The organism is Escherichia sp. E1130 (assembly GCF_005781065.1).
Lineage (GTDB): Bacteria > Pseudomonadota > Gammaproteobacteria > Enterobacterales > Enterobacteriaceae > Escherichia.
Genome location: NZ_VATL01000038.1, coordinates 1 through 19,233, shown reverse-complemented (window position 1 = coordinate 19,233; position 19,233 = coordinate 1). Strand labels below are relative to the sequence as shown.

20 protein-coding genes and 1 pseudogene are annotated in these 19,233 nt (G+C 48.0%); 8 read left to right on the top strand and 13 right to left on the bottom strand.

What is annotated here, in order from left to right; genetic code table 11:
- The first annotated feature begins 276 nt into the window (after positions 1 to 276).
- On the top strand, positions 277 to 447 hold the full coding sequence (locus FEK66_RS25770) for a hypothetical protein (RefSeq protein WP_165488979.1): 171 nt from the start codon (positions 277 to 279) through the stop codon (positions 445 to 447).
- A gap of 219 nt (positions 448 to 666) precedes the next feature.
- On the opposite strand, the gene FEK66_RS23980 is transcribed toward FEK66_RS25770, so the two are convergent.
- The 7 genes from FEK66_RS23980 to cusR form a co-directional block, all read right to left on the bottom strand.
- Entirely contained in the window at positions 667 to 1,095 is a 429-nt protein-coding gene (locus FEK66_RS23980) for a hypothetical protein (protein WP_130206387.1), read from the bottom strand.
- Positions 1,096 to 1,122: 27 nt separating this feature from the next.
- Complete coding sequence (locus FEK66_RS23975) at positions 1,123 to 1,569, bottom strand: hypothetical protein (protein ID WP_135492587.1); 447 nt, start codon at positions 1,567 to 1,569, stop codon at positions 1,123 to 1,125.
- A gap of 27 nt (positions 1,570 to 1,596) precedes the next feature.
- The gene (locus FEK66_RS26125; RefSeq protein WP_240782886.1) at positions 1,597 to 2,142 is read right to left on the bottom strand and encodes a hypothetical protein; all 546 of its coding nucleotides are present in this window, start codon (positions 2,140 to 2,142) and stop codon (positions 1,597 to 1,599) included.
- Positions 2,143 to 2,236: 94 nt separating this feature from the next.
- Positions 2,237 to 2,692: a hypothetical protein gene (locus FEK66_RS26120; protein WP_240731122.1), complete on the bottom strand. Its 456-nt coding sequence runs from the start codon at positions 2,690 to 2,692 to the stop codon at positions 2,237 to 2,239.
- A 155-nt stretch (positions 2,693 to 2,847) separates the two neighbouring features.
- Positions 2,848 to 3,324 (bottom strand): hypothetical protein, encoded by a 477-nt coding sequence (locus FEK66_RS23960; RefSeq protein ID WP_135559973.1) that lies wholly within the window; start codon positions 3,322 to 3,324, stop codon positions 2,848 to 2,850.
- 228 nt (positions 3,325 to 3,552) lie between these two features.
- Entirely contained in the window at positions 3,553 to 5,001 is a 1,449-nt protein-coding gene (gene cusS, locus FEK66_RS23955; RefSeq protein WP_135493512.1) for a Cu(+)/Ag(+) sensor histidine kinase CusS, read from the bottom strand.
- A complete protein-coding gene (gene cusR / locus FEK66_RS23950) occupies positions 4,991 to 5,674 on the bottom strand; it encodes a copper response regulator transcription factor CusR (protein ID WP_000770953.1) in 684 nt (227 codons plus the stop codon). The genes cusS and cusR overlap by 11 nt, the downstream gene beginning before the upstream one ends.
- A 156-nt stretch (positions 5,675 to 5,830) precedes the next feature.
- Between cusR and cusC the strand changes: the two genes are divergently transcribed.
- The 5 genes from cusC to pheP all read left to right on the top strand — a co-directional run bounded on the left by cusC (position 5,831) and on the right by pheP (position 13,583).
- Positions 5,831 to 7,204: a Cu(+)/Ag(+) efflux RND transporter outer membrane channel CusC gene (gene cusC / locus FEK66_RS23945; RefSeq protein WP_135493513.1), complete on the top strand. Its 1,374-nt coding sequence runs from the start codon at positions 5,831 to 5,833 to the stop codon at positions 7,202 to 7,204.
- A 157-nt stretch (positions 7,205 to 7,361) separates the two neighbouring features.
- Complete coding sequence (gene cusF / locus FEK66_RS23940) at positions 7,362 to 7,694, top strand: Cu(+)/Ag(+) efflux RND transporter periplasmic metallochaperone CusF (RefSeq protein ID WP_000709870.1); 333 nt, start codon at positions 7,362 to 7,364, stop codon at positions 7,692 to 7,694.
- A 15-nt stretch (positions 7,695 to 7,709) separates the two neighbouring features.
- Positions 7,710 to 8,933, top strand: coding sequence for a Cu(+)/Ag(+) efflux RND transporter periplasmic adaptor subunit CusB (cusB, locus tag FEK66_RS23935; RefSeq protein WP_135493514.1), 1,224 nt, complete (start codon positions 7,710 to 7,712; stop codon positions 8,931 to 8,933).
- 11 nt (positions 8,934 to 8,944) lie between these two features.
- Complete coding sequence (gene cusA, locus FEK66_RS23930; RefSeq protein ID WP_135493515.1) at positions 8,945 to 12,088, top strand: Cu(+)/Ag(+) efflux RND transporter permease subunit CusA; 3,144 nt, start codon at positions 8,945 to 8,947, stop codon at positions 12,086 to 12,088.
- Between the two features lie 112 nt (positions 12,089 to 12,200).
- On the top strand, positions 12,201 to 13,583 hold the full coding sequence (gene pheP / locus FEK66_RS23925) for a phenylalanine transporter (RefSeq protein ID WP_064529014.1): 1,383 nt from the start codon (positions 12,201 to 12,203) through the stop codon (positions 13,581 to 13,583).
- A gap of 96 nt (positions 13,584 to 13,679) precedes the next feature.
- On the opposite strand, the gene ybdG is transcribed toward pheP, so the two are convergent.
- From ybdG to FEK66_RS23900, 5 genes are all read right to left on the bottom strand, one after another.
- Positions 13,680 to 14,927: a mechanosensitive ion channel YbdG gene (ybdG, locus tag FEK66_RS23920; protein ID WP_130206401.1), complete on the bottom strand. Its 1,248-nt coding sequence runs from the start codon at positions 14,925 to 14,927 to the stop codon at positions 13,680 to 13,682.
- 258 nt (positions 14,928 to 15,185) lie between these two features.
- Positions 15,186 to 15,839: an oxygen-insensitive NAD(P)H nitroreductase gene (gene nfsB, locus FEK66_RS23915; protein ID WP_130260261.1), complete on the bottom strand. Its 654-nt coding sequence runs from the start codon at positions 15,837 to 15,839 to the stop codon at positions 15,186 to 15,188.
- Between the two features lie 93 nt (positions 15,840 to 15,932).
- Entirely contained in the window at positions 15,933 to 16,301 is a 369-nt protein-coding gene (locus FEK66_RS23910; protein ID WP_130206405.1) for an MmcQ/YjbR family DNA-binding protein, read from the bottom strand.
- 64 nt (positions 16,302 to 16,365) lie between these two features.
- A complete protein-coding gene (locus FEK66_RS23905) occupies positions 16,366 to 16,614 on the bottom strand; it encodes a DUF1158 domain-containing protein (RefSeq protein ID WP_130260260.1) in 249 nt (82 codons plus the stop codon).
- Positions 16,615 to 16,679: 65 nt separating this feature from the next.
- Positions 16,680 to 17,798 (bottom strand): YbdK family carboxylate-amine ligase, encoded by a 1,119-nt coding sequence (locus tag FEK66_RS23900; protein ID WP_135493516.1) that lies wholly within the window; start codon positions 17,796 to 17,798, stop codon positions 16,680 to 16,682.
- Positions 17,799 to 17,939: 141 nt separating this feature from the next.
- Between FEK66_RS23900 and FEK66_RS23895 the strand changes: the two genes are divergently transcribed.
- Positions 17,940 to 18,644 carry a GNAT family protein gene (locus FEK66_RS23895; protein ID WP_135493517.1) on the top strand — a complete coding sequence of 235 codons (705 nt, stop codon included), beginning with the start codon at positions 17,940 to 17,942 and terminating at the stop codon, positions 18,642 to 18,644.
- Between the two features lie 4 nt (positions 18,645 to 18,648).
- Here the strand turns inward: FEK66_RS23895 and FEK66_RS26310 are convergent.
- Positions 18,649 to 18,899 (bottom strand): annotated as a pseudogene (locus tag FEK66_RS26310) (hypothetical protein); the annotation flags it as partial.
- Here FEK66_RS26310 and hokE point away from each other — a divergent pair.
- Positions 18,868 to 19,020, top strand: coding sequence for a type I toxin-antitoxin system toxin HokE (hokE, locus tag FEK66_RS23885; protein ID WP_000956465.1), 153 nt, complete (start codon positions 18,868 to 18,870; stop codon positions 19,018 to 19,020). The pseudogene FEK66_RS26310 and the gene hokE sit on opposite strands and share 32 nt — an antisense overlap.
- Positions 19,021 to 19,233: the final 213 nt, after the last annotated feature.

Genomic DNA, 19,233 nt, shown 5'->3' with positions numbered 1-19,233 from the left:
ATTTTCCCCGTGCTGAACAAAAAGACGGCGTTGCTGTGGGTACAGGAAGGTTAACTTCATTTCTCTTTCGACTATTAAAGTTTAATATTCAACCAGGAAATAAAGAACATTAAAATAACAAAGGAAAAAATAATCAAAGAGACATTCCTGAAAAATTCGTGCTCATAAAAAAGATAAAAAACGTACAAAATTGCGCACGCAACTTTCAGGACGTTTTTATGTTTAGAATTTTCTTTATCTTTAAAATTACATAAAAATATAAAGAAATATGAAAGCATGGCTGAAAACATCATTGATAAAGCGCGATATGGCAATCCTGAATTAAAGGTTTCGACTCCTAATAATATTATCGATAGCGTTGCAATTATAATTGCCACTTTTTTACTAGATGTGAAGGTGACGACAAAAAATATCAATGATATAAATAAGAAAGAAAAAAATATATAAATATTCGTTGATATATGTACTTTATGAGGAACAGTAAAATAGGTATAAATGATTGTAATTATGATGGAAATTATTCTGTATAGCATGCATGCTAACAGGCCAATCAGTAGTTTGTTTGCAAATTTATAAGGGGATTCGCTATTGGTAGATTGCATGGTTATTATGCTCTTAAGTTGTGTATTTTATTGGAACATTTCCTGGTTGACTAAAACAATGCTTTTAATAGGTGGTGGTGTAAATATCAATGTCATGCTCATTATCACAGACTACTATTACTCTACGAGTTATGTCAAAAAATAACGTTAAATCATAGGTTCCCTGTTCTCTGAAAATACTCTGCACAAATGAGGTGAAATTATTCCCATTTATAACTATTTTTACTTTACCTTCATAGATAAGCCAGCAACGGAAGCATTCAGCTGTACCAGATAATGTCACTATCTGACTGATTAGAAGATTTATATTGACCGGATGAGGTAAAAAAAGTCTGTCGTTGAGGCAATCAATATTATGTGTTTGATGAAACTCTTTTCTCATTAATGACGAGTTATCATATAGCAGGGTTATACTAAACGAGTCAATTCCATCAAGCTTTTGCATAAATTTGTTTGCTTTATAAATAAGCAACTTTGCTTGTGTTTTTGTCATGATGGTGATCTTTTATGCAAGGGGGAATTATTGGAATTCAAATGTTTTATATTCCTCTGTAATCATCTTTAAACTTAACATAGCCATGTCTCGGGTATCTTCATCATCAGATTGTAGAGAAATATTTAATCCTTTAATTAAGGTGTTATCGGGAAAAGCCATTGCTAATAATGAACACCAATATCGGACACTTTTTATTGTCAGAGGATTTTCCAGTATGTTGGCTATATTTGAAGCTACAATGTTTTTATCACACTTGTACAAAAAATCTTCGACCAACTGATATACACCGAAGCCATCACCTTCCCCAAACGATTGTAAAAATAACGGTATGGCTTCTTCAGCGTGATTTGCACCAAAATAAAGCCTTACATTGTTATATTTATTGATAAGTTCCTGAGTGATGTCATAATCATTTGGCATAGGTTGGTTTAGAGCAAGGAATGCTAATGCTTCTTTTTTAGTCATATTCATAATGGTTAATATTGCTTGCTGGAAGAATTAAGGTAAAAATGGTTCATAGACAGAATTAAATAGGAAGTCTTGTTTCCAGATAACTTTATCATGAAAAAGAGATTTGGCTTGATGCGTATAAATAATATGAGGATAAATAGTTTCTCCACCATAAATCATGTTCTTTCCCGTTACACCGGAGAATTCATTGGTTTTAATCTGTCGTTTAAGCCAGTGAATGACTTTACATAAGCATATTAATTTATCCGCAGAATCAGTTGTATTAATTTCTGTAAGTTGTAAGATTTTTTCCCCATTATACTCAATTAAATGCCCCGGCTTTATTTCAATCCAACCGCAACAACGATCAATGCTACTAAACTTTATTCTTCTATTGTTAGGTCTAATTCTGGGAATAAGATAAATTCGATGTGCTACAGCAGGGATTTTTTCTGTTAAGGTATCTAATTGCTTAGAGTATTCATCTTGTAGTGCAAACCAAATTGTATGTAATTGATACTTTGAGGCTATAATAGCGAGCCAATCAGACAACTCTTCATTCGTGCAAAAAACATTTATCCTGGCAGTTGCCATTCGTAATCCTTTTTATATAAAGATTTTTATCCGCATCTTATAAACTTGCTTACCTCATTGGTTGAAATGATTTTTAATTGTGATTGTATGAACATCACCGAAATAACTTGATATGAATAAAATAGCTAAAGCGAAATGGATGACGTGTTACTAAAAAACCATCCTGAAAAGGAAGCCTGAAAAAACGAGATGACGAAACTTCCACTCTCCATATTTCATCTGAAAAATAACTAAATTCGATATGGTTTTCATATAATCTCATTTCACGTAAGGTTCCGCTACCATAGGGGATCGCAATAGTAACGTGTTCCTGAATATCCTGTTTTATATCTATCAATAGCAATTCAAGAGATTCTTCAAAAGGTACGTCTTCAGTCACAAATAGTAAATAACGCCCATCATCTAATAAAATTGCAGTTTCAAGATAATCTGCAGGAATTGTAATTCCTGTATTTTTACCATGTGTACAGACTTCAGATTTAGAGCCAAAACGAGAGCGATCATCTATTTTTTGAATGAGTGATAGCGATATATAATTAACTTTTTCCATATCTTTTTACTCAAGATAAATGGATGAGATTACGAAAGCATTAAATGAGAAATTCATTATTTTGATTTTTTTTTGCATGTTATTTTTAATCAATTTTGTAATCATGGGGATAGTTATATTATTACTCTAAAGAACCACTGGTTATATATTTTTACCTACGGCTCATGTCTAAATATTTCTCGAATTTCAAAAGTTGAATATCCTTCGGTTTCCAATAATTCAATAAGCTCTTCCTTTGTTAGTTGATAAACACTAATAGGAAATGATATGCCAAGTCCTGAAATTGAACTTAGTAGTTCTTTATCTAAAATTTCAAAATTGCATTGATGTGAATAATATACATTGTAAAATAAATCTACACGGTCGACACCGTTCGTGGTAAATGCTATATGATTTTTTAAAATAAAATCGATATACCATTTTTGGTATTCGGTTGAGTTATATTCAATGCCAATACAATCTGGATGTTGAAGTGATAGTGCGCCAAAGTCGTATTGGCGGTGCCGTATTTTATCAACATCGGTCTTTTCGTTTGAATCAATAAATTTGAATGATTCTTTAAGTTGTGGTAATAATTTATGCGGGGAGAAATTATCACCATATAAATCGAGTGTAATACGAATTATTAACAAGAGTTTATCCATTAAAAATAATATAAGTTGTTTTTATAAAAATAATATATTTGGCTGGTGAAGTTATCCGGATAATACATTCATGTTATATATGTTATCCAAAGGCAGTTGCGCTACCGCCATACCCTGATAAAACTCACCATCTGCACGAAACGGATTTTACGCTTTTTCTGTCGACGAAATATAAATTTCTCAATTCAAATAATATCCATTGCGTTATCCGACCAGTCACTCCCTCTCCGGCAGCACAATCACAAACCTTGTCCCCCGCGCATCCGACGTTACTGCAACCGTACCCTTATGCGCCACGACAATAGATTTCACAATCGCCAGACCAATACCGCTACCTTCGCCTTTTCGCTGGCGGGAAGGGTCAACGCGGTAGAAGCGGTCAAACAGTCGCGGTAAGTGTTCGGGCGGAATCGGCGTACCAGGGTTTTCGACGGAGACTTGCACCTGGTGATCGACCGTCTGACAGCGCACTACAATTGCCTCTCCGGGGGGCGTATAACGCAGAGCGTTCGAAAGCAGGTTGCTTAACGCCCGACGCAGCATCAGCGGGTCGCCCGCAACCTGACATTTGTCGCCAACAAACCGCAATTCCACGCCGCGATCTTCCGCTAACGCCTCGAAAAAATCGAACACTTTGCCGACTTCATCCACCAGGTTGAGCATTTTCTTTTCGGGAATTAACTGGTTGTTATCGGCCTGGGCGAGAAACAGCATATCGCTGACCATTTTTGCCATTCGCGTCAGCTCTTCGAGATTAGAGTAGAGCACATCTTCCAGCTCTTTCTGGCTGCGCGACTGGCTGAGGGCGATTTCCGTTTGCGTAATGAGATTAGTAATTGGCGTACGAATTTCGTGGGCGATATCCGCTGAGAAATTGGACTGACGGGTAAAGACATCCTCAATACGCTCGATCATATGGTTGAACGACAGTACCAGTTGCTCCAGCTCAATGGGCACGGTCTGCGGGTCAAGGCGAACGTCGAGATCTTTCGAGGTGATATTCTGGATTTGACGGCTGACGCTGCGGATCGGCGCGTGACCTTTATGTACCGCCAACAGTACGATAAAGACAATCAGGATGCTGATTACCGATGCGGTCATAATAAGTTTATTCATCAGATCATTTATGTAATGAAGATGAAAATCGATCGAAAGCGCGATGTAGAGCGTATAAATCGGTTTGCCGTCCACCAGCGGGCCAACCGGCAAGCTAATCATCCGCCAGTTGCTGTGTTCCATATGCCCGTGACCGTGGCCTGGCATCATAATCGTCGGGCCAGAAAGGAGATACACCTCGCCGCCCTGCGCGTCTTTATCGGGTATGGCGTCACGCGTAAACTCGCGGATATCCGGCGCACCGGGGGAGTGATACACCGTTTTACCGTGGCTATCTGCCAGGGAAATCAACACGTTGGAATAACCACTGACGATATCTTCCAGCGTCATTAAGCGTCGGGCTTGCGTTTCGTCAGGGTGATTAAGTACCCGTTCAAGGGTAGCGCTAATCTCTTTTAAATCATTAATATCCTGCTCGGCAAAATGCACTTTTACCGAGTGGATCATGATCCAGGCAAAGGCGAAAAACGCCGCGATGGTGGCAAGGCTGATAAAAAAGGTCAGGCGGGTTGCCAGTGAAAATGGGCGCTGAAACGGCTTACTGGCCATCCGGCACCTCAAGCATATAGCCTACGCCGCGCACGGTTTGAATCAGCTTTGGTTCAAAGTCGTTGTCGATTTTGCCGCGCAGCCGCTTCACCGCCACATCAATGGCGTTGGTGTCGCTGTCGAAATTCATGTCCCACACCTGCGAGGCGATAAGCGAGCGGGGCAGCACTTCGCCCTGATGGCGAAGAAAAAACTCCAGCAAAGTAAATTCTTTACTGGTCAAAGTGATGCGCGTGCCGCTGCGGGTGACTTTGCGGCTGACGAGATCAACCATCAGGTCGGCAACCTGAAACTGACTTTCGATAATCACCGCCGCCCCACGCCGCAGTAGAGTGCGCACTCGCGCCAGCAGTTCAGCAAAAGCGAACGGCTTCACCAGATAGTCATCCGCTCCCAGCTCCAGCCCTTTGACGCGATGTTCAATAGTGCCAAGCGCGGTAAGTAGCAGAATCGGCATCCCTTTATTGGCGGAACGCAACATGCGCACGATATCCCAGCCGTTCACGTCCGGCAGCATAATATCGAGGATTATCAGGTCATAATCACCGGTCATCGCCAGATGGTAGCCATTCAGCCCGTTGTCGGCCAAATCGACCACAAAACCGGCTTCGGTTAACCCTTTGGTCAAGTATTCTCCGGTTTTTTTTTCATCTTCGACAATCAACAGTTTCATATTTCCTCCGCATGTTGCCAGGGCAATTCTAGAGTAGCGGGATCAGATGGCAATCGCTTATTGGCAAAATGACAATTTTGTCATTTTCCTGTCACCGGAAAATCAGAGCCTGGCGAGTAAAGTTGGCGGCATAAAATCACCAGAAATTATGAGCCTATGTCTCCTTGTAAACTTCTGCCATTTTGTGTGGCCCTTGCGCTAACCGGTTGTTCACTGGCACCGGATTATCAGCGTCCGGCAATGCCCGTTCCTCAGCAGTTCTCACTCAGCCAGAACGGCCTGGTTAACGCAGCAGATAACTATCAGAACGCGGGCTGGCGCACTTTCTTTGTTGATAATCAGGTGAAAACGCTGATTGGCGAGGCGCTGGTGAATAACCGGGATTTGCGCATGGCGACGCTGAAAGTTCAGGAGGCGCGGGCGCAATATCGTCTGACCGATGCCGACCGCTACCCACAGCTCAATGGCGAGGGCAGCGGCAGCTGGAGCGGCAATCTTAAAGGCGATTCAGCCACGACGCGGGAGTTCTCGACTGGCCTTAACGCTAGCTTTGACCTCGATTTTTTCGGTCGTTTAAAGAACATGAGTGAAGCCGAGCGACAGAATTATTTAGCCACTGAGGAAGCCCGACGCGCGGTGCATATTCTGCTGGTTTCTAATGTCGCGCAAAGCTATTTCAATCAGCAGCTGGCTTATGCGCAATTGCAAATAGCCGAAGAAACGCTGCGTAATTATCAGCAGTCCTATGCGTTTGTCGAAAAACAATTGTTGACCGGTAGCAGCAATGTTCTGGCGCTGGAACAGGCTCGCGGAGTGATAGAAAGTACCCGTAGCGACATCGCTAAACGTCAGGGGGAACTGGCGCAGGCGAATAATGCATTGCAACTGTTATTGGGAAGCTACGGCACGCTACCGCAAGCGCAGACAGTAAACAGCGACAGCCTGCAAAGCGTTAAATTACCGGCGGGCTTGTCGTCGCAAATCTTATTGCAGCGCCCGGATATTATGGAAGCTGAACACGCGTTAATGGCGGCTAATGCCAATATTGGCGCTGCACGTGCGGCATTTTTCCCGTCTATAAGCCTGACCAGCGGAATATCGACCGCCAGCAGCGATCTGTCGTCATTATTTAACGCCAGCAGCGGGATGTGGAATTTTATACCCAAAATTGAGATCCCCATTTTTAATGCCGGACGCAACCAGGCAAATCTGGATATCGCCGAAATTCGCCAACAGCAGTCGGTGGTGAATTATGAACAGAAAATCCAGAATGCTTTTAAAGAAGTGGCAGATGCGCTGGCATTACGTCAAAGCCTGAACGATCAAATCAGCGCCCAGCAGCGTTATCTGGCATCGCTGCAAATTACTTTGCAACGGGCGCGGGCATTATATCAGCACGGCGCGGTAAGTTATCTGGAAGTGCTGGATGCCGAACGTTCTTTATTTGCAACCCGACAAACTTTACTTGACCTGAATTATGCCCGTCAGGTTAACGAAATTTCTTTATATACCGCACTTGGTGGCGGTTGACACCAATATACTCGTCATACTTCAAGTTGCATGTGCTGCGTCTGCGTTCGCTCACCCCAGTCACTTACTTATGTAAGCTCCTGGGGATTCACTCGCTTGTCGCCTTCCTGCAACTCGAATTATTTAGAGTATGACTTTTAACTCCAGGAGAGAATAAATGAAAAAAGCACTGCAAGTCGCAATGTTCAGTCTGTTTACCGTTATTGGCTTTAATGCCCAGGCTAACGAACATCATCATGAAACCATGAGCGAAGCACAACCACAGGTTATTAGCGCCACTGGCGTGGTAAAAGGTATTGATCTGGAAAGCAAAAAAATCACCATCCATCACGATCCGATTGCTGCCGTGAACTGGCCGGAGATGACCATGCGCTTTACTATCACCCCGCAGACGAAAATGAGTGAAATTAAAACCGGCGACAAAGTGGCGTTTAATTTTGTCCAGCAGGGCAACCTTTCTTTATTACAGGATATTAAAGTCAGCCAGTAACCCAGGTTTAATGAGATGAAAAAAATCGCGCTTATTATCGGCAGCATGATCGCGGGCGGTATTATTTCTGCGGCAGGTTTTACCTGGTTTGCAAAGGCTGAACCGCACGCAGAAAAAACGTCGACCGCAGAACGTAAAATTTTATTCTGGTACGACCCGATGTATCCCAATACGCGGTTCGATAAACCAGGTAAATCGCCGTTTATGGATATGGATCTGGTGCCGAAATATGCCGATGAAGAGAGTTCTGCGTCAGGTGTTCGCATTGACCCGACTCAGACGCAGAATCTGGGGGTGAAAACGGCTACCGTCACGCGCGGGCCGCTGACTTTTGCCCAGAGTTTCCCGGCGAATGTCAGTTACAACGAGTATCAGTATGCCATTGTGCAGGCTCGCGCCGCCGGGTTTATCGACAAGGTGTATCCGCTTACCGTGGGCGATAAAGTACAAAAGGGCACACCGCTTCTCGACCTGACCATTCCCGACTGGGTGGAAGCGCAGAGTGAGTATTTACTGCTGCGCGAAACCGGCGGTACGGCGACCCAGACTGAAGGCATTCTTGAGCGGCTGCGACTGGCGGGAATGCCGGAGGCGGATATTCGCCGCCTGATCGCCACGCAAAAAATCCAGACTCGCTTTACGCTCAAAGCACCCATTGATGGCGTGATCACCGCGTTTGATCTGCGCGCGGGAATGAATATCGCCAAAGATAATGTGGTCGCGAAAATTCAGGGTATGGACCCGGTGTGGGTCACTGCTGCGATCCCGGAGTCCATCGCCTGGCTGGTGAAAGATGCCTCGCAGTTTACCCTCACCGTTCCGGCGCGACCGGATAAAACACTCACCATCCGCAAATGGACCCTGCTACCTGGCGTGGATGTCGCGACCCGCACGCTGCAGCTGCGTCTGGAAGTCGACAACGCCGACGAGGCGCTAAAACCGGGTATGAACGCCTGGTTGCAACTCAATACCGCCAGCGAACCGATGCTGCTCATTCCGTCACAGGCGCTGATTGATACCGGCAACGAACAGCGGGTGATTACTGTTGATGCCGACGGGCGCTTTGTACCGAAACGCGTTGCTGTTTTCCAGGCATCGCAAGGCGTCACCGCGTTACGCTCTGGTCTGGCAGAAGGTGAAAAGGTGGTTTCCAGCGGCCTGTTCCTGATTGATTCTGAAGCCAATATTTCTGGCGCTCTGGAGCGGATGCGCTCTGAAAGTGCTACCCATGCGCATTGAGGGAATAACCAATGATTGAATGGATTATTCGTCGCTCGGTGGCAAACCGTTTTCTGGTGCTGATGGGCGCGTTGTTTCTAAGTATCTGGGGTACCTGGACCATCATTAACACGCCAGTGGATGCGCTGCCGGATCTCTCCGATGTGCAGGTGATTATTAAAACCAGCTATCCCGGTCAGGCACCGCAAATCGTTGAAAATCAGGTGACTTATCCGCTAACTACCACCATGTTGTCGGTGCCTGGCGCGAAGACTGTGCGCGGTTTCTCGCAGTTTGGCGACTCTTATGTGTATGTCATTTTCGAAGATGGCACCGATCCGTACTGGGCGCGCTCGCGGGTGCTGGAGTACCTCAACCAGGTACAGGGTAAGCTGCCTGCGGGAGTCAGCGCCGAGCTGGGGCCAGATGCCACGGGTGTTGGCTGGATCTATGAATATGCACTGGTGGATCGCAGCGGTAAGCATGATCTGGCCGATTTACGCTCATTGCAGGACTGGTTTCTCAAATATGAGCTAAAAACCATCCCTGACGTTGCGGAAGTGGCGTCGGTGGGCGGTGTGGTAAAAGAGTATCAGGTGGTTATCGATCCTCAGCGCCTGGCGCAGTATGGCATCAGTCTCGCCGAAGTAAAAAGCGCGCTGGATGCTTCAAACCAGGAAGCGGGCGGTTCGTCGATCGAACTGGCGGAAGCGGAATATATGGTGCGCGCCAGCGGCTATCTGCAAACGCTCGACGACTTTAATCATATCGTTTTAAAAGCCAGTGAAAATGGCGTGCCTGTTTATCTGCGTGATGTTGCAAAGGTCCAGATTGGACCGGAAATGCGCCGGGGCATTGCCGAACTGAACGGCGAAGGCGAAGTGGCTGGCGGGGTGGTGATCCTGCGCTCCGGCAAAAACGCCCGTGAAGTGATCGCCGCCGTGAAGGACAAGCTGGAAACGCTGAAAAGCAGTCTGCCGGAAGGCGTGGAGATAGTTACAACATACGATCGCAGCCAGCTCATTGACCGCGCCATCGACAACCTCAGCGGCAAGTTGCTGGAAGAGTTTATTGTGGTGGCGGTAGTCTGCGCGCTGTTTCTCTGGCATGTGCGCTCGGCGCTGGTGGCGATTATTTCGTTGCCGCTGGGGTTGTGTATTGCTTTTATTGTCATGCACTTCCAGGGGCTGAATGCCAATATTATGTCGCTGGGCGGCATTGCGATTGCCGTCGGGGCGATGGTCGATGCCGCTATCGTCATGATCGAGAATGCGCATAAACGGCTCGAAGAGTGGCAGCACCAGCATCCTGACGCCACGCTGGATAATAAAACGCGCTGGCAGGTGATCACCGATGCATCTGTTGAAGTAGGTCCGGCGCTGTTTATCAGTCTGCTGATTATCACGCTGTCGTTTATCCCGATCTTCACCCTGGAAGGGCAGGAAGGGCGTCTATTTGGCCCGATGGCGTTCACCAAAACTTATGCGATGGCGGGGGCGGCGCTGCTGGCGATCGTAGTGATCCCTATCCTGATGGGGTACTGGATCCGTGGCAAAATTCCGCCAGAAAGCAGTAACCCGCTCAATCGCTTTTTGATTCGTATTTATCATCCGCTGTTGCTGAAAGTATTGCACTGGCCGAAAACCACGCTGCTGGTGGCGGCGCTTTCGGTGCTGACGGTTCTCTGGCCGCTCAATAAAGTTGGCGGGGAATTTTTACCGCAGATCAATGAAGGCGACTTGTTGTATATGCCATCGACGCTGCCAGGGATTTCCGCAGCGGAGGCGGCGAGCATGCTGCAAAAAACCGACAAGCTGATTATGAGCGTACCTGAAGTGGCGCGGGTATTTGGCAAAACCGGGAAAGCGGAAACCGCCACCGATTCTGCTCCGCTGGAGATGGTCGAAACGACCATCCAGCTTAAGCCGCAGGAGCAGTGGCGGCCAGGCATGACGATGGACAAAATCATTGAGGAACTGGATAACACCGTGCGTCTGCCGGGACTGGCGAATCTGTGGGTGCCGCCAATTCGTAACCGTATCGATATGCTCTCGACCGGCATTAAAAGCCCCATCGGCATTAAAGTTTCCGGCACTGTGCTGGCGGATATCGACGCGATGGCGGAGCAAATTGAAGAAGTGGCGCGAACGGTGCCAGGCGTAGCTTCTGCGCTTGCCGAGCGTCTGGAAGGTGGGCGCTATATCAACGTTGAGATTAACCGTGAAAAAGCCGCGCGTTACGGTATGACGGTGGCGGATGTGCAGTTGTTTGTGACTTCTGCGGTGGGCGGGGCGATGGTTGGCGAAACGGTGGAAGGGATTGCCCGTTATCCAATTAATCTGCGTTATCCGCAAAGCTGGCGCGATAGTCCGCAGGCACTGCGCCAGTTGCCGATCCTGACGCCGATGAAGCAGCAAATTACCCTCGCAGACGTGGCCGACGTTAAAGTCTCTACCGGACCGTCGATGCTGAAAACCGAGAATGCGCGCCCGACGAGCTGGATTTATATCGATGCCCGCGATCGTGACATGGTGTCGGTGGTCCACGATCTGCAAAAAGCAATTGCTGAGAAAGTGCAGTTGAAACCAGGCACCAGCGTGGCGTTTTCCGGGCAGTTCGAGTTGCTGGAGCGCGCCAACCATAAGCTGAAACTCATGGTGCCGATGACGCTGATGATCATCTTCGTGCTGTTGTATCTGGCGTTCCGTCGGGTGGGCGAAGCGTTGCTGATTATCAGCAGCGTACCGTTTGCGCTGGTGGGCGGCATCTGGTTGCTGTGGTGGATGGGCTTTCATCTTTCTGTGGCAACGGGCACTGGCTTTATCGCCCTTGCCGGGGTCGCCGCCGAATTTGGCGTGGTGATGCTGATGTATTTACGTCACGCCATAGAGGCCGAGCCGTCGTTGAATAATCCGCAAACATTCAGCGAGCAGAAGCTGGATGAGGCGTTGTATCACGGCGCGGTACTGCGCGTGCGCCCGAAAGCAATGACAGTGGCGGTGATTATCGCCGGTCTGCTGCCGATTCTGTGGGGAACGGGAGCAGGTTCAGAGGTGATGAGCCGCATCGCCGCGCCGATGATTGGCGGCATGATCACCGCACCTTTGCTGTCGCTGTTTATTATCCCGGCGGCGTATAAGCTGATGTGGCTGCATCGGCATCGGGTTTGGAAATAAAAGTAGAGCCGGGGAAGGATACCCGGTTTAACTGTGTGGATTGTGTCTTGCGACGGTCAGCACTAAATGTTAAAAGATGCCCCTCATTAAAAAAGACACACAGGGGAAAGGCGTGAAAAACGCGTCAACCGTATCGGAAGATACCGCGTCGAATCAAGAGCCGACGCTTCATCGGGGATTACATAACCGTCATATTCAACTGATTGCGCTGGGCGGCGCTATTGGTACTGGTCTGTTTCTTGGCATTGGCCCGGCGATTCAGATGGCGGGTCCGGCTGTATTGCTGGGCTACGGCGTCGCCGGGATCATCGCTTTCCTGATTATGCGCCAGCTTGGCGAGATGGTGGTCGAAGAGCCGGTATCCGGTTCATTTGCCCACTTTGCCTATAAATACTGGGGACCGTTTGCGGGCTTCCTTTCTGGCTGGAACTACTGGGTGATGTTCGTGCTGGTGGGAATGGCAGAGCTGACCGCTGCGGGCATCTATATGCAGTACTGGTTCCCGGATGTTCCCACCTGGATCTGGGCTGCCGCCTTCTTTATTATCATCAACGCCGTTAACCTGGTGAACGTGCGCTTATATGGTGAAACTGAGTTCTGGTTTGCGCTGATTAAAGTGCTGGCGATTATCGGCATGATCGGATTTGGCCTGTGGCTGCTGTTTTCTGGTCATGGCGGTGAGAAAGCCAGTATCGACAACCTCTGGCGCTACGGTGGTTTCTTTGCCACCGGCTGGAATGGGCTGATTTTGTCGCTGGCGGTGATTATGTTCTCCTTCGGAGGGCTGGAACTGATTGGTATTACTGCCGCTGAAGCGCGCGATCCGGAAAAAAGCATCCCTAAAGCAGTGAATCAGGTGGTGTATCGCATCTTGCTGTTTTATATCGGTTCACTGGTGGTTTTACTGGCACTCTATCCGTGGGTGGAAGTGAAATCCAACAGTAGCCCGTTTGTGATGATTTTCCATAATCTTGACAGCAACGTGGTGGCTTCTGCGCTGAACTTCGTTATTCTGGTGGCATCATTATCGGTGTACAACAGCGGGGTTTACTCTAACAGCCGGATGCTATTTGGCCTTTCTGTGCAGGGTAATGCACCGAAGTTTCTTACCCGCGTTAGCCATCGCGGCGTGCCGATCAACTCGCTGATGCTTTCCGGGGCGATCACTTCGCTGGTGGTGCTGATTAACTATCTGCTGCCGCAAAAAGCGTTTGGTCTGCTGATGGCGCTGGTGGTAGCAACGTTGCTGTTGAACTGGATTATGATCTGCCTGGCGCATCTGCGTTTTCGCGCGGCGATGCGACGTCAGGGGCGTGAAACACAGTTTAAGGCGCTGCTTTATCCGTTCGGCAACTATCTCTGCATTGCCTTTCTCGGCATGATTTTGCTGCTGATGTGCACGATGGATGATATGCGCTTGTCGGCAATTCTGCTGCCGGTGTGGATTGTATTCCTGTTTGTGGCGTTTAAAACGCTGCGTCGGAAAGCGAAATAATAGTGCCGATTGGATAAGGCATTCACGCTGCATCCGACAACACGATGACAACAATCTGAAGCCGCTCTCATCCATTCGATGAGAGCGGTTTTTTAATTACTGCTTAAATGCGTCCGCCAGGGAGCGAATATCATTGCTGGTTGGCGACTGATGAAGTCGCAGACCAAACTCTTCGACGATCGCAAATATGTGGTCGAATATATCAGCCTGAATGCTTTCATATTCCAGCCATACCACGGTATTAGTAAACGCGTAGATCTCAAGCGGTAAACCGTTATCGCCCGGAGCTAACTGGCGCACCATTAAGGTCATATCTTTACGAATCCGCGGATGGTTACGCAGATATTCGTTCAGATAGGCACGAAAGGTTCCAATATTGGTCATTCGGCGCAGGTTTAATACCGACTCCGTAGAACCTTGCTGGCGATTCCACTCATTAATTTCCTGATGGCGGCTGGTTAAATAAGGCTTTAACAAATGCGCTTTATTCAGCCGCTGCATTTCAGTTTCATCAAGAAAACGAATACTGGTGACATCAATACTGATACTGCGCTTAATACGTCGCCCACCGGATGCTGACATCCCGCTCCAGTTTTTAAAAGAGTCAGATACCAGCGACCAGGTGGGAATAGTGGTAATAGTATTGTCCCAGTTGCGCACTTTGACGGTGGTTAAACCAATATCAATTACTGCGCCATCCGCGCCGTATTTTGGCATTTCCAGCCAGTCGCCCAGTTTCAACATATCGTTCGCGGAAAGCTGAATACCTGCAACCAGACCAAGAATCGGATCTTTAAACACTAACATCAGCACGGCGGCCATCGCGCCAAGACCACTGATCAGAATCGCCGGTGACTGACCAATCAGCAGTGAGATCATCAAAATGCCGACCAGAATCGCGCCGATCAGTTTAATCCCCTGAAATATCCCTTTTAACGGCAACTGCTTTGCCGCCGGGAATTTCTGCGCCAGATTCAAAATAACATCCAGCAACGAGAAGACTGAAAGCAGCGCATACATCATGATCCACAACTGCGCGCAGGTGGTCAGAATATCAGCTGCTTCAGTGCCTTTTTGCAGCCAGAATACCGCCTGAATATTGACGATAATCCCCTGGAGGGTAAAAGCTAAACGGTGGAAGAGTTTATTTTGGGTAATGATTTGCAGCCACAGCCGTGAGCTGGCGATGGCACGTTTTTCGAAGGTACGTAGTACCACCCAGTGCAAAATAATATGCACTACAACGGCGGTCAGAAAAATAATACCAAAAATCATCACCATCGAGGTGGTGTGATCAAACTCAATACCCGCTAAATCTTCAACCTGGGATATTAAATCCTGCATAACATCTCCTATATACAACAGCGGCCTATGATGGCGGCTGAAAGGGAGTTATGCAAATCAGGAAAATCTGATGAAGGAATTTCCTGCGAGAGCTGATGGCAAATATAAAATTGCCTGATGCGCTACGCTTATCATGCCTACCTTGAATGAACTGGACGAACTTGTAGGCAGGATAAGGCGGTCACGCCGCATCCGGCATAAACAAAGCGCACTTTGTTAGCAATCTGAGCCGGGATGGGTTCCCGGCTGTCAGGATAATTACACTTCGGTTAAGGTGATACTTTGTGGCAGACGAGATTTCGGCAGCGTCGCGTTAAAATCTTCAACGCTGTGATGACCTACCGGAACAACCACCAGACTGGTATAGCCTTTCTCTTTCAGACCAAATTCTTCATCGAGGATGGCGGCGTCAAAACCTTCGATTGGCACCGCGTCCAGACCAAGCGCCGCAACGCCCAGCAGGAAATTACCGACGTTGAGGTAAACCTGTTTTGCCATCCACTCAGCATCATCATGCAGATCTTTACGGTGCATATCGGCGAAGAATTTGCGACCTTTATCGTTCGCGGCTTTCGCTTCCGGCGTGGCAAAGCGGCCATCGGCATCTTCCTGGTCAACAACCTGTTTCAGCCAGGCATCGTCCATCGCGGTTTTCGCGCAGAACACCACGACGTGCGAGGCATCAAGCATTTTACGCTCGTTGAACACATAATTACCGGCGGCGGATTTGGCAACACGCGCTTTGCCTTCTTCAGTGCTGGCAACAATAAAATGCCACGGCTGGGAGTTGGTGCTGGATGGGCTGTATTGCAGTAGAGTTTTGATCTGCTCGGCCTGTTCCGGGGTAAGTTTTTTGCTGGCATCAAATGCCTTAGTGGAATGACGCTTTAAGGCGACAGAAATGATATCCATAAAGACTCCATGTGTAAGTAATTTTGCGTGCCAGCAGATTACAAGGTTCAACGAGAAATGGTAAGCGAGAAAAATGCGCTATAGATTTACGTTTTAGCCAGGGCGCAGCCTTTTTTGATCTCGTTTAGCTAAGCCATCAACCACTAAATTCCATGAATCGTTGATCAGATCGCGAAGTAACGCTTCGGAGATTTCTTCGCCGGGATAGACCGAAATCCAGTGCTTTTTATTCATGTGATACCCAGGCTTAATGCTTGGATATATCTGCTGATTTAACAGGGATTTTTGTGGATCGGACTTCAAATTGATAAAGGGAACGCCGCGCAGTTCTGACGACAACATAAAAATCTTGCCGCCAATTTTAAAGACATCAAACTCCGGGCCAAACGGCCAGCAAAGCTCGACAAAGGGTAACTCAAGGGCCAGGCGTTTCGCCGTTTCGTGCAGTGATTGCTTATCCATAAACGTTCCTTTAGGCGAAGGAGAATAAGCAAAGTATGCCGCGAAGCACGACGATAATCGACGTTTAATCCGCCAGCGAGAACCAGCGTCGCCAGATAAAGCGCAGAACAAAATACTCAATAGCGCCCAGCACTAAAAACCACAGGCAAAACAATAAAGTGTAAAGCTGGCTAAGATCCATCAAATGGAACGAGGTCACCAGTTTTTGTGCCAGCGTCAGCCCCAGTGCGGGGGCGGGCAGCAGCAGGCAAGAGAGAAAAGCCATCAGCAAGATGCCAGCTGCGGTGGTCAAGGTTTCTAAAGGGTGTTTCATAACATTGTTAAATGTAAGTTAAAACACCATTGTCAGGGATATTCTTCTGTAAGGCAATTCCCGGCTTAGTCACCGGCCCAGATCTCACAATGCTTTTTCACCAACCCAATCAGCGAGCCGCCATCGGCGACGAAATCGCGCATCAATTGTGCTTCATTCAGGCCGCTGGCAACCTGGCGATACAGGGCCTCAATCGCACTCGACGCACCAATTTTATGTGCGGAAGGGGCGATTTTTTCCAGTAAACGCAAGGTGTCTTCCGTTAGAGGCCGACGATCGCCGGTGTGCGGATCGGTAATGACGCCTTCCAGACCATAACGGCAGGCCTGGAAACGGTTGAATTTATACAGCAGGTAATCTTTCTCCTGATGTTTGAACGGGCGTTCCGTCAGTAACCAGTGGGCGGTAGCCTGAATCAATCCTGCCATATTTACCGCATGGCTAAGAGTTAACGGGGTATCCATCACCCGAACTTCCACCGTACCAAAATGGGGGCTGGGGCGAATATCCCAGTGCAGATCTTTAATGCTGTCGATCATCGTGGTGTAACTCAGACAGCGAAACAGGGCTTCAAATTGTTGCCAGTTACTGACCCACGGCATCGGGCCATTATCGGGAAAGGCGGAAAAAATATTGGGTCGTGAGGAGGCAAAGCGTGTATCCGTTCCTTGCATATACGGTGACGCGGCGGAAAGGGCGATAAAGTGCGGCACAAACCGTGACAAGCCGTGCAGCAAATAAATAGCGTCATCGCCATTGGCGCAGCCAACATGGACATGCTGACCAAAAACGGTCGCTTGCTGGATGAGATAGCCAAAGTTTTCCAGCGTTCGTTGATAGCGTTCGTTATCGCATACCTCCTGACGCTGCCATTTCTGAAACGGGTGTGTGCCACCGCCGCAAATTTCCAGATGATGGTCTGCGGCTGCCTGCAATACGACTTTCTGCATTGCTGAAAATTGCCCGGCAGCCTGGTTAATATCACGGCAAACATCCGTCGCCAGCTCCAGCATACTTTCGGTGATATCGTGCTTTACCTCTCCGGCAGTGATCTCATTTTTAACCGCGTCAATCAGCGTTGAAGAGTCCTGGCTTAAGTCATAGCCCGGCGGATTAACCACCTGCATTTCCAGTTCAATACCGAGGGTAAAAGGTTCAGAAACATGAAAATCGGGTAATGGCATAGGTTTCTCTTATGTTGGTGTTTTCTATTCAGTATAGAAGTGGGAGCGGCTGGGCGAGATGCGGAAGTTCTGGAATGTTTCTTTCTTGTTGTGATTGCGAACTGATATAACAGTTTAAAACATCAGCAAAAGGGGAAGGTCGTGCCGGAAATTAATCAATATGGACAGACGGTCGGCGATGCGCTGCCGGACTGGCAAGGTGCAGCGGTTTTACCGCGTCATTTATTGGAAGGACAATGGTGTCGACTGGAGCCACTAGACGCGCAACGTCACGCAGGCGATCTGTTTGATGCATATGCTCAGGCGCCAGACGAGCGTGACTGGACGTGGCTTGCCAGCAGTCGTCCGGCAAGTGTTGCTGCTACCGAGTCATGGATCGCTGGCAAAGTGAATGATCTTTCACTGGTGCCCTTTGCCGTGGTTGATAATCGTTCTGCGCGGGCCGTTGGGCTGGTCTGTTTTATGGCAATCAAACGCGAACATGGTTCGGTTGAAATCGGCCATGTTACCTGGTCACCGCGAATGAAGAATAGCGTGCTCGGTACAGAAGCGATCTGGTTACTTTTGCAATGCGCGTTTGCTCATAATTATCGGCGCGTGGAGTGGAAATGTGATTCGCTTAATCTGGCATCACGCCGCGCTGCTGAACGTTTAGGTTTTGTTTTTGAAGGTCGTTTCCGGCAGAAAATCGTGCGCAAAGGGCGTAACCGTGACAGCGACTGGTTATCGATTATTGATAGCGAATGGCCGCAATGTGGCAAGGTGCTGCAGAGCTGGCTGGCGGAGGAGAATTTTGACGAGCTGGGAGGGCAGAAAAAAAGCCTGGCCCAGTTGCGGATCGGATAATGAATGACAGAAGTCCGAAACAGGATTTGCTGTATAAATAAACAGCTATTTTGCTAAGGAAGGGTAAGATAACGGCGGGTGCCTGAAGCTTTCCGGTTTCAGGTTTACTCTGAGGTCTGGAAAGATGAAGCCCCAGGAGATATTTCTATCAACCCTGGGGCTACCTACCCAAACCTGAACAATTTGGATGGTAGTCCCTTCTTCGCATGGAGGCAATATAAACATGCTGACGAAATATGCCCTTGTGGCAGTCATAGTGCTGTGTTTAACGGTGCTGGGATTTACGCTTCTGGTCGGAGACTCGCTGTGTGAGTTCACCGTAAAGGAACGTAATATTGAGTTTAAGGCTGTTCTCGCTTACGAACCGAAGAAGTAGCCGTTGTGCGGGGAGTAATCCCCGCATATCCGGTTGTCAGGTCAGGATGGTAAGGCACCTGCTTTACACTTTCGCCCGCGGTCAGTGATGGCTGCGGGCGATTTCGTTTTAAGGGCAATGATCAGTTTTGCCGACAGAAGTCCGAAACAGGATTTGCTGTATAAATAAACAGCTATTTTGCTAAGGAAGGGTAAGATAACTGCGGGTGCCTGA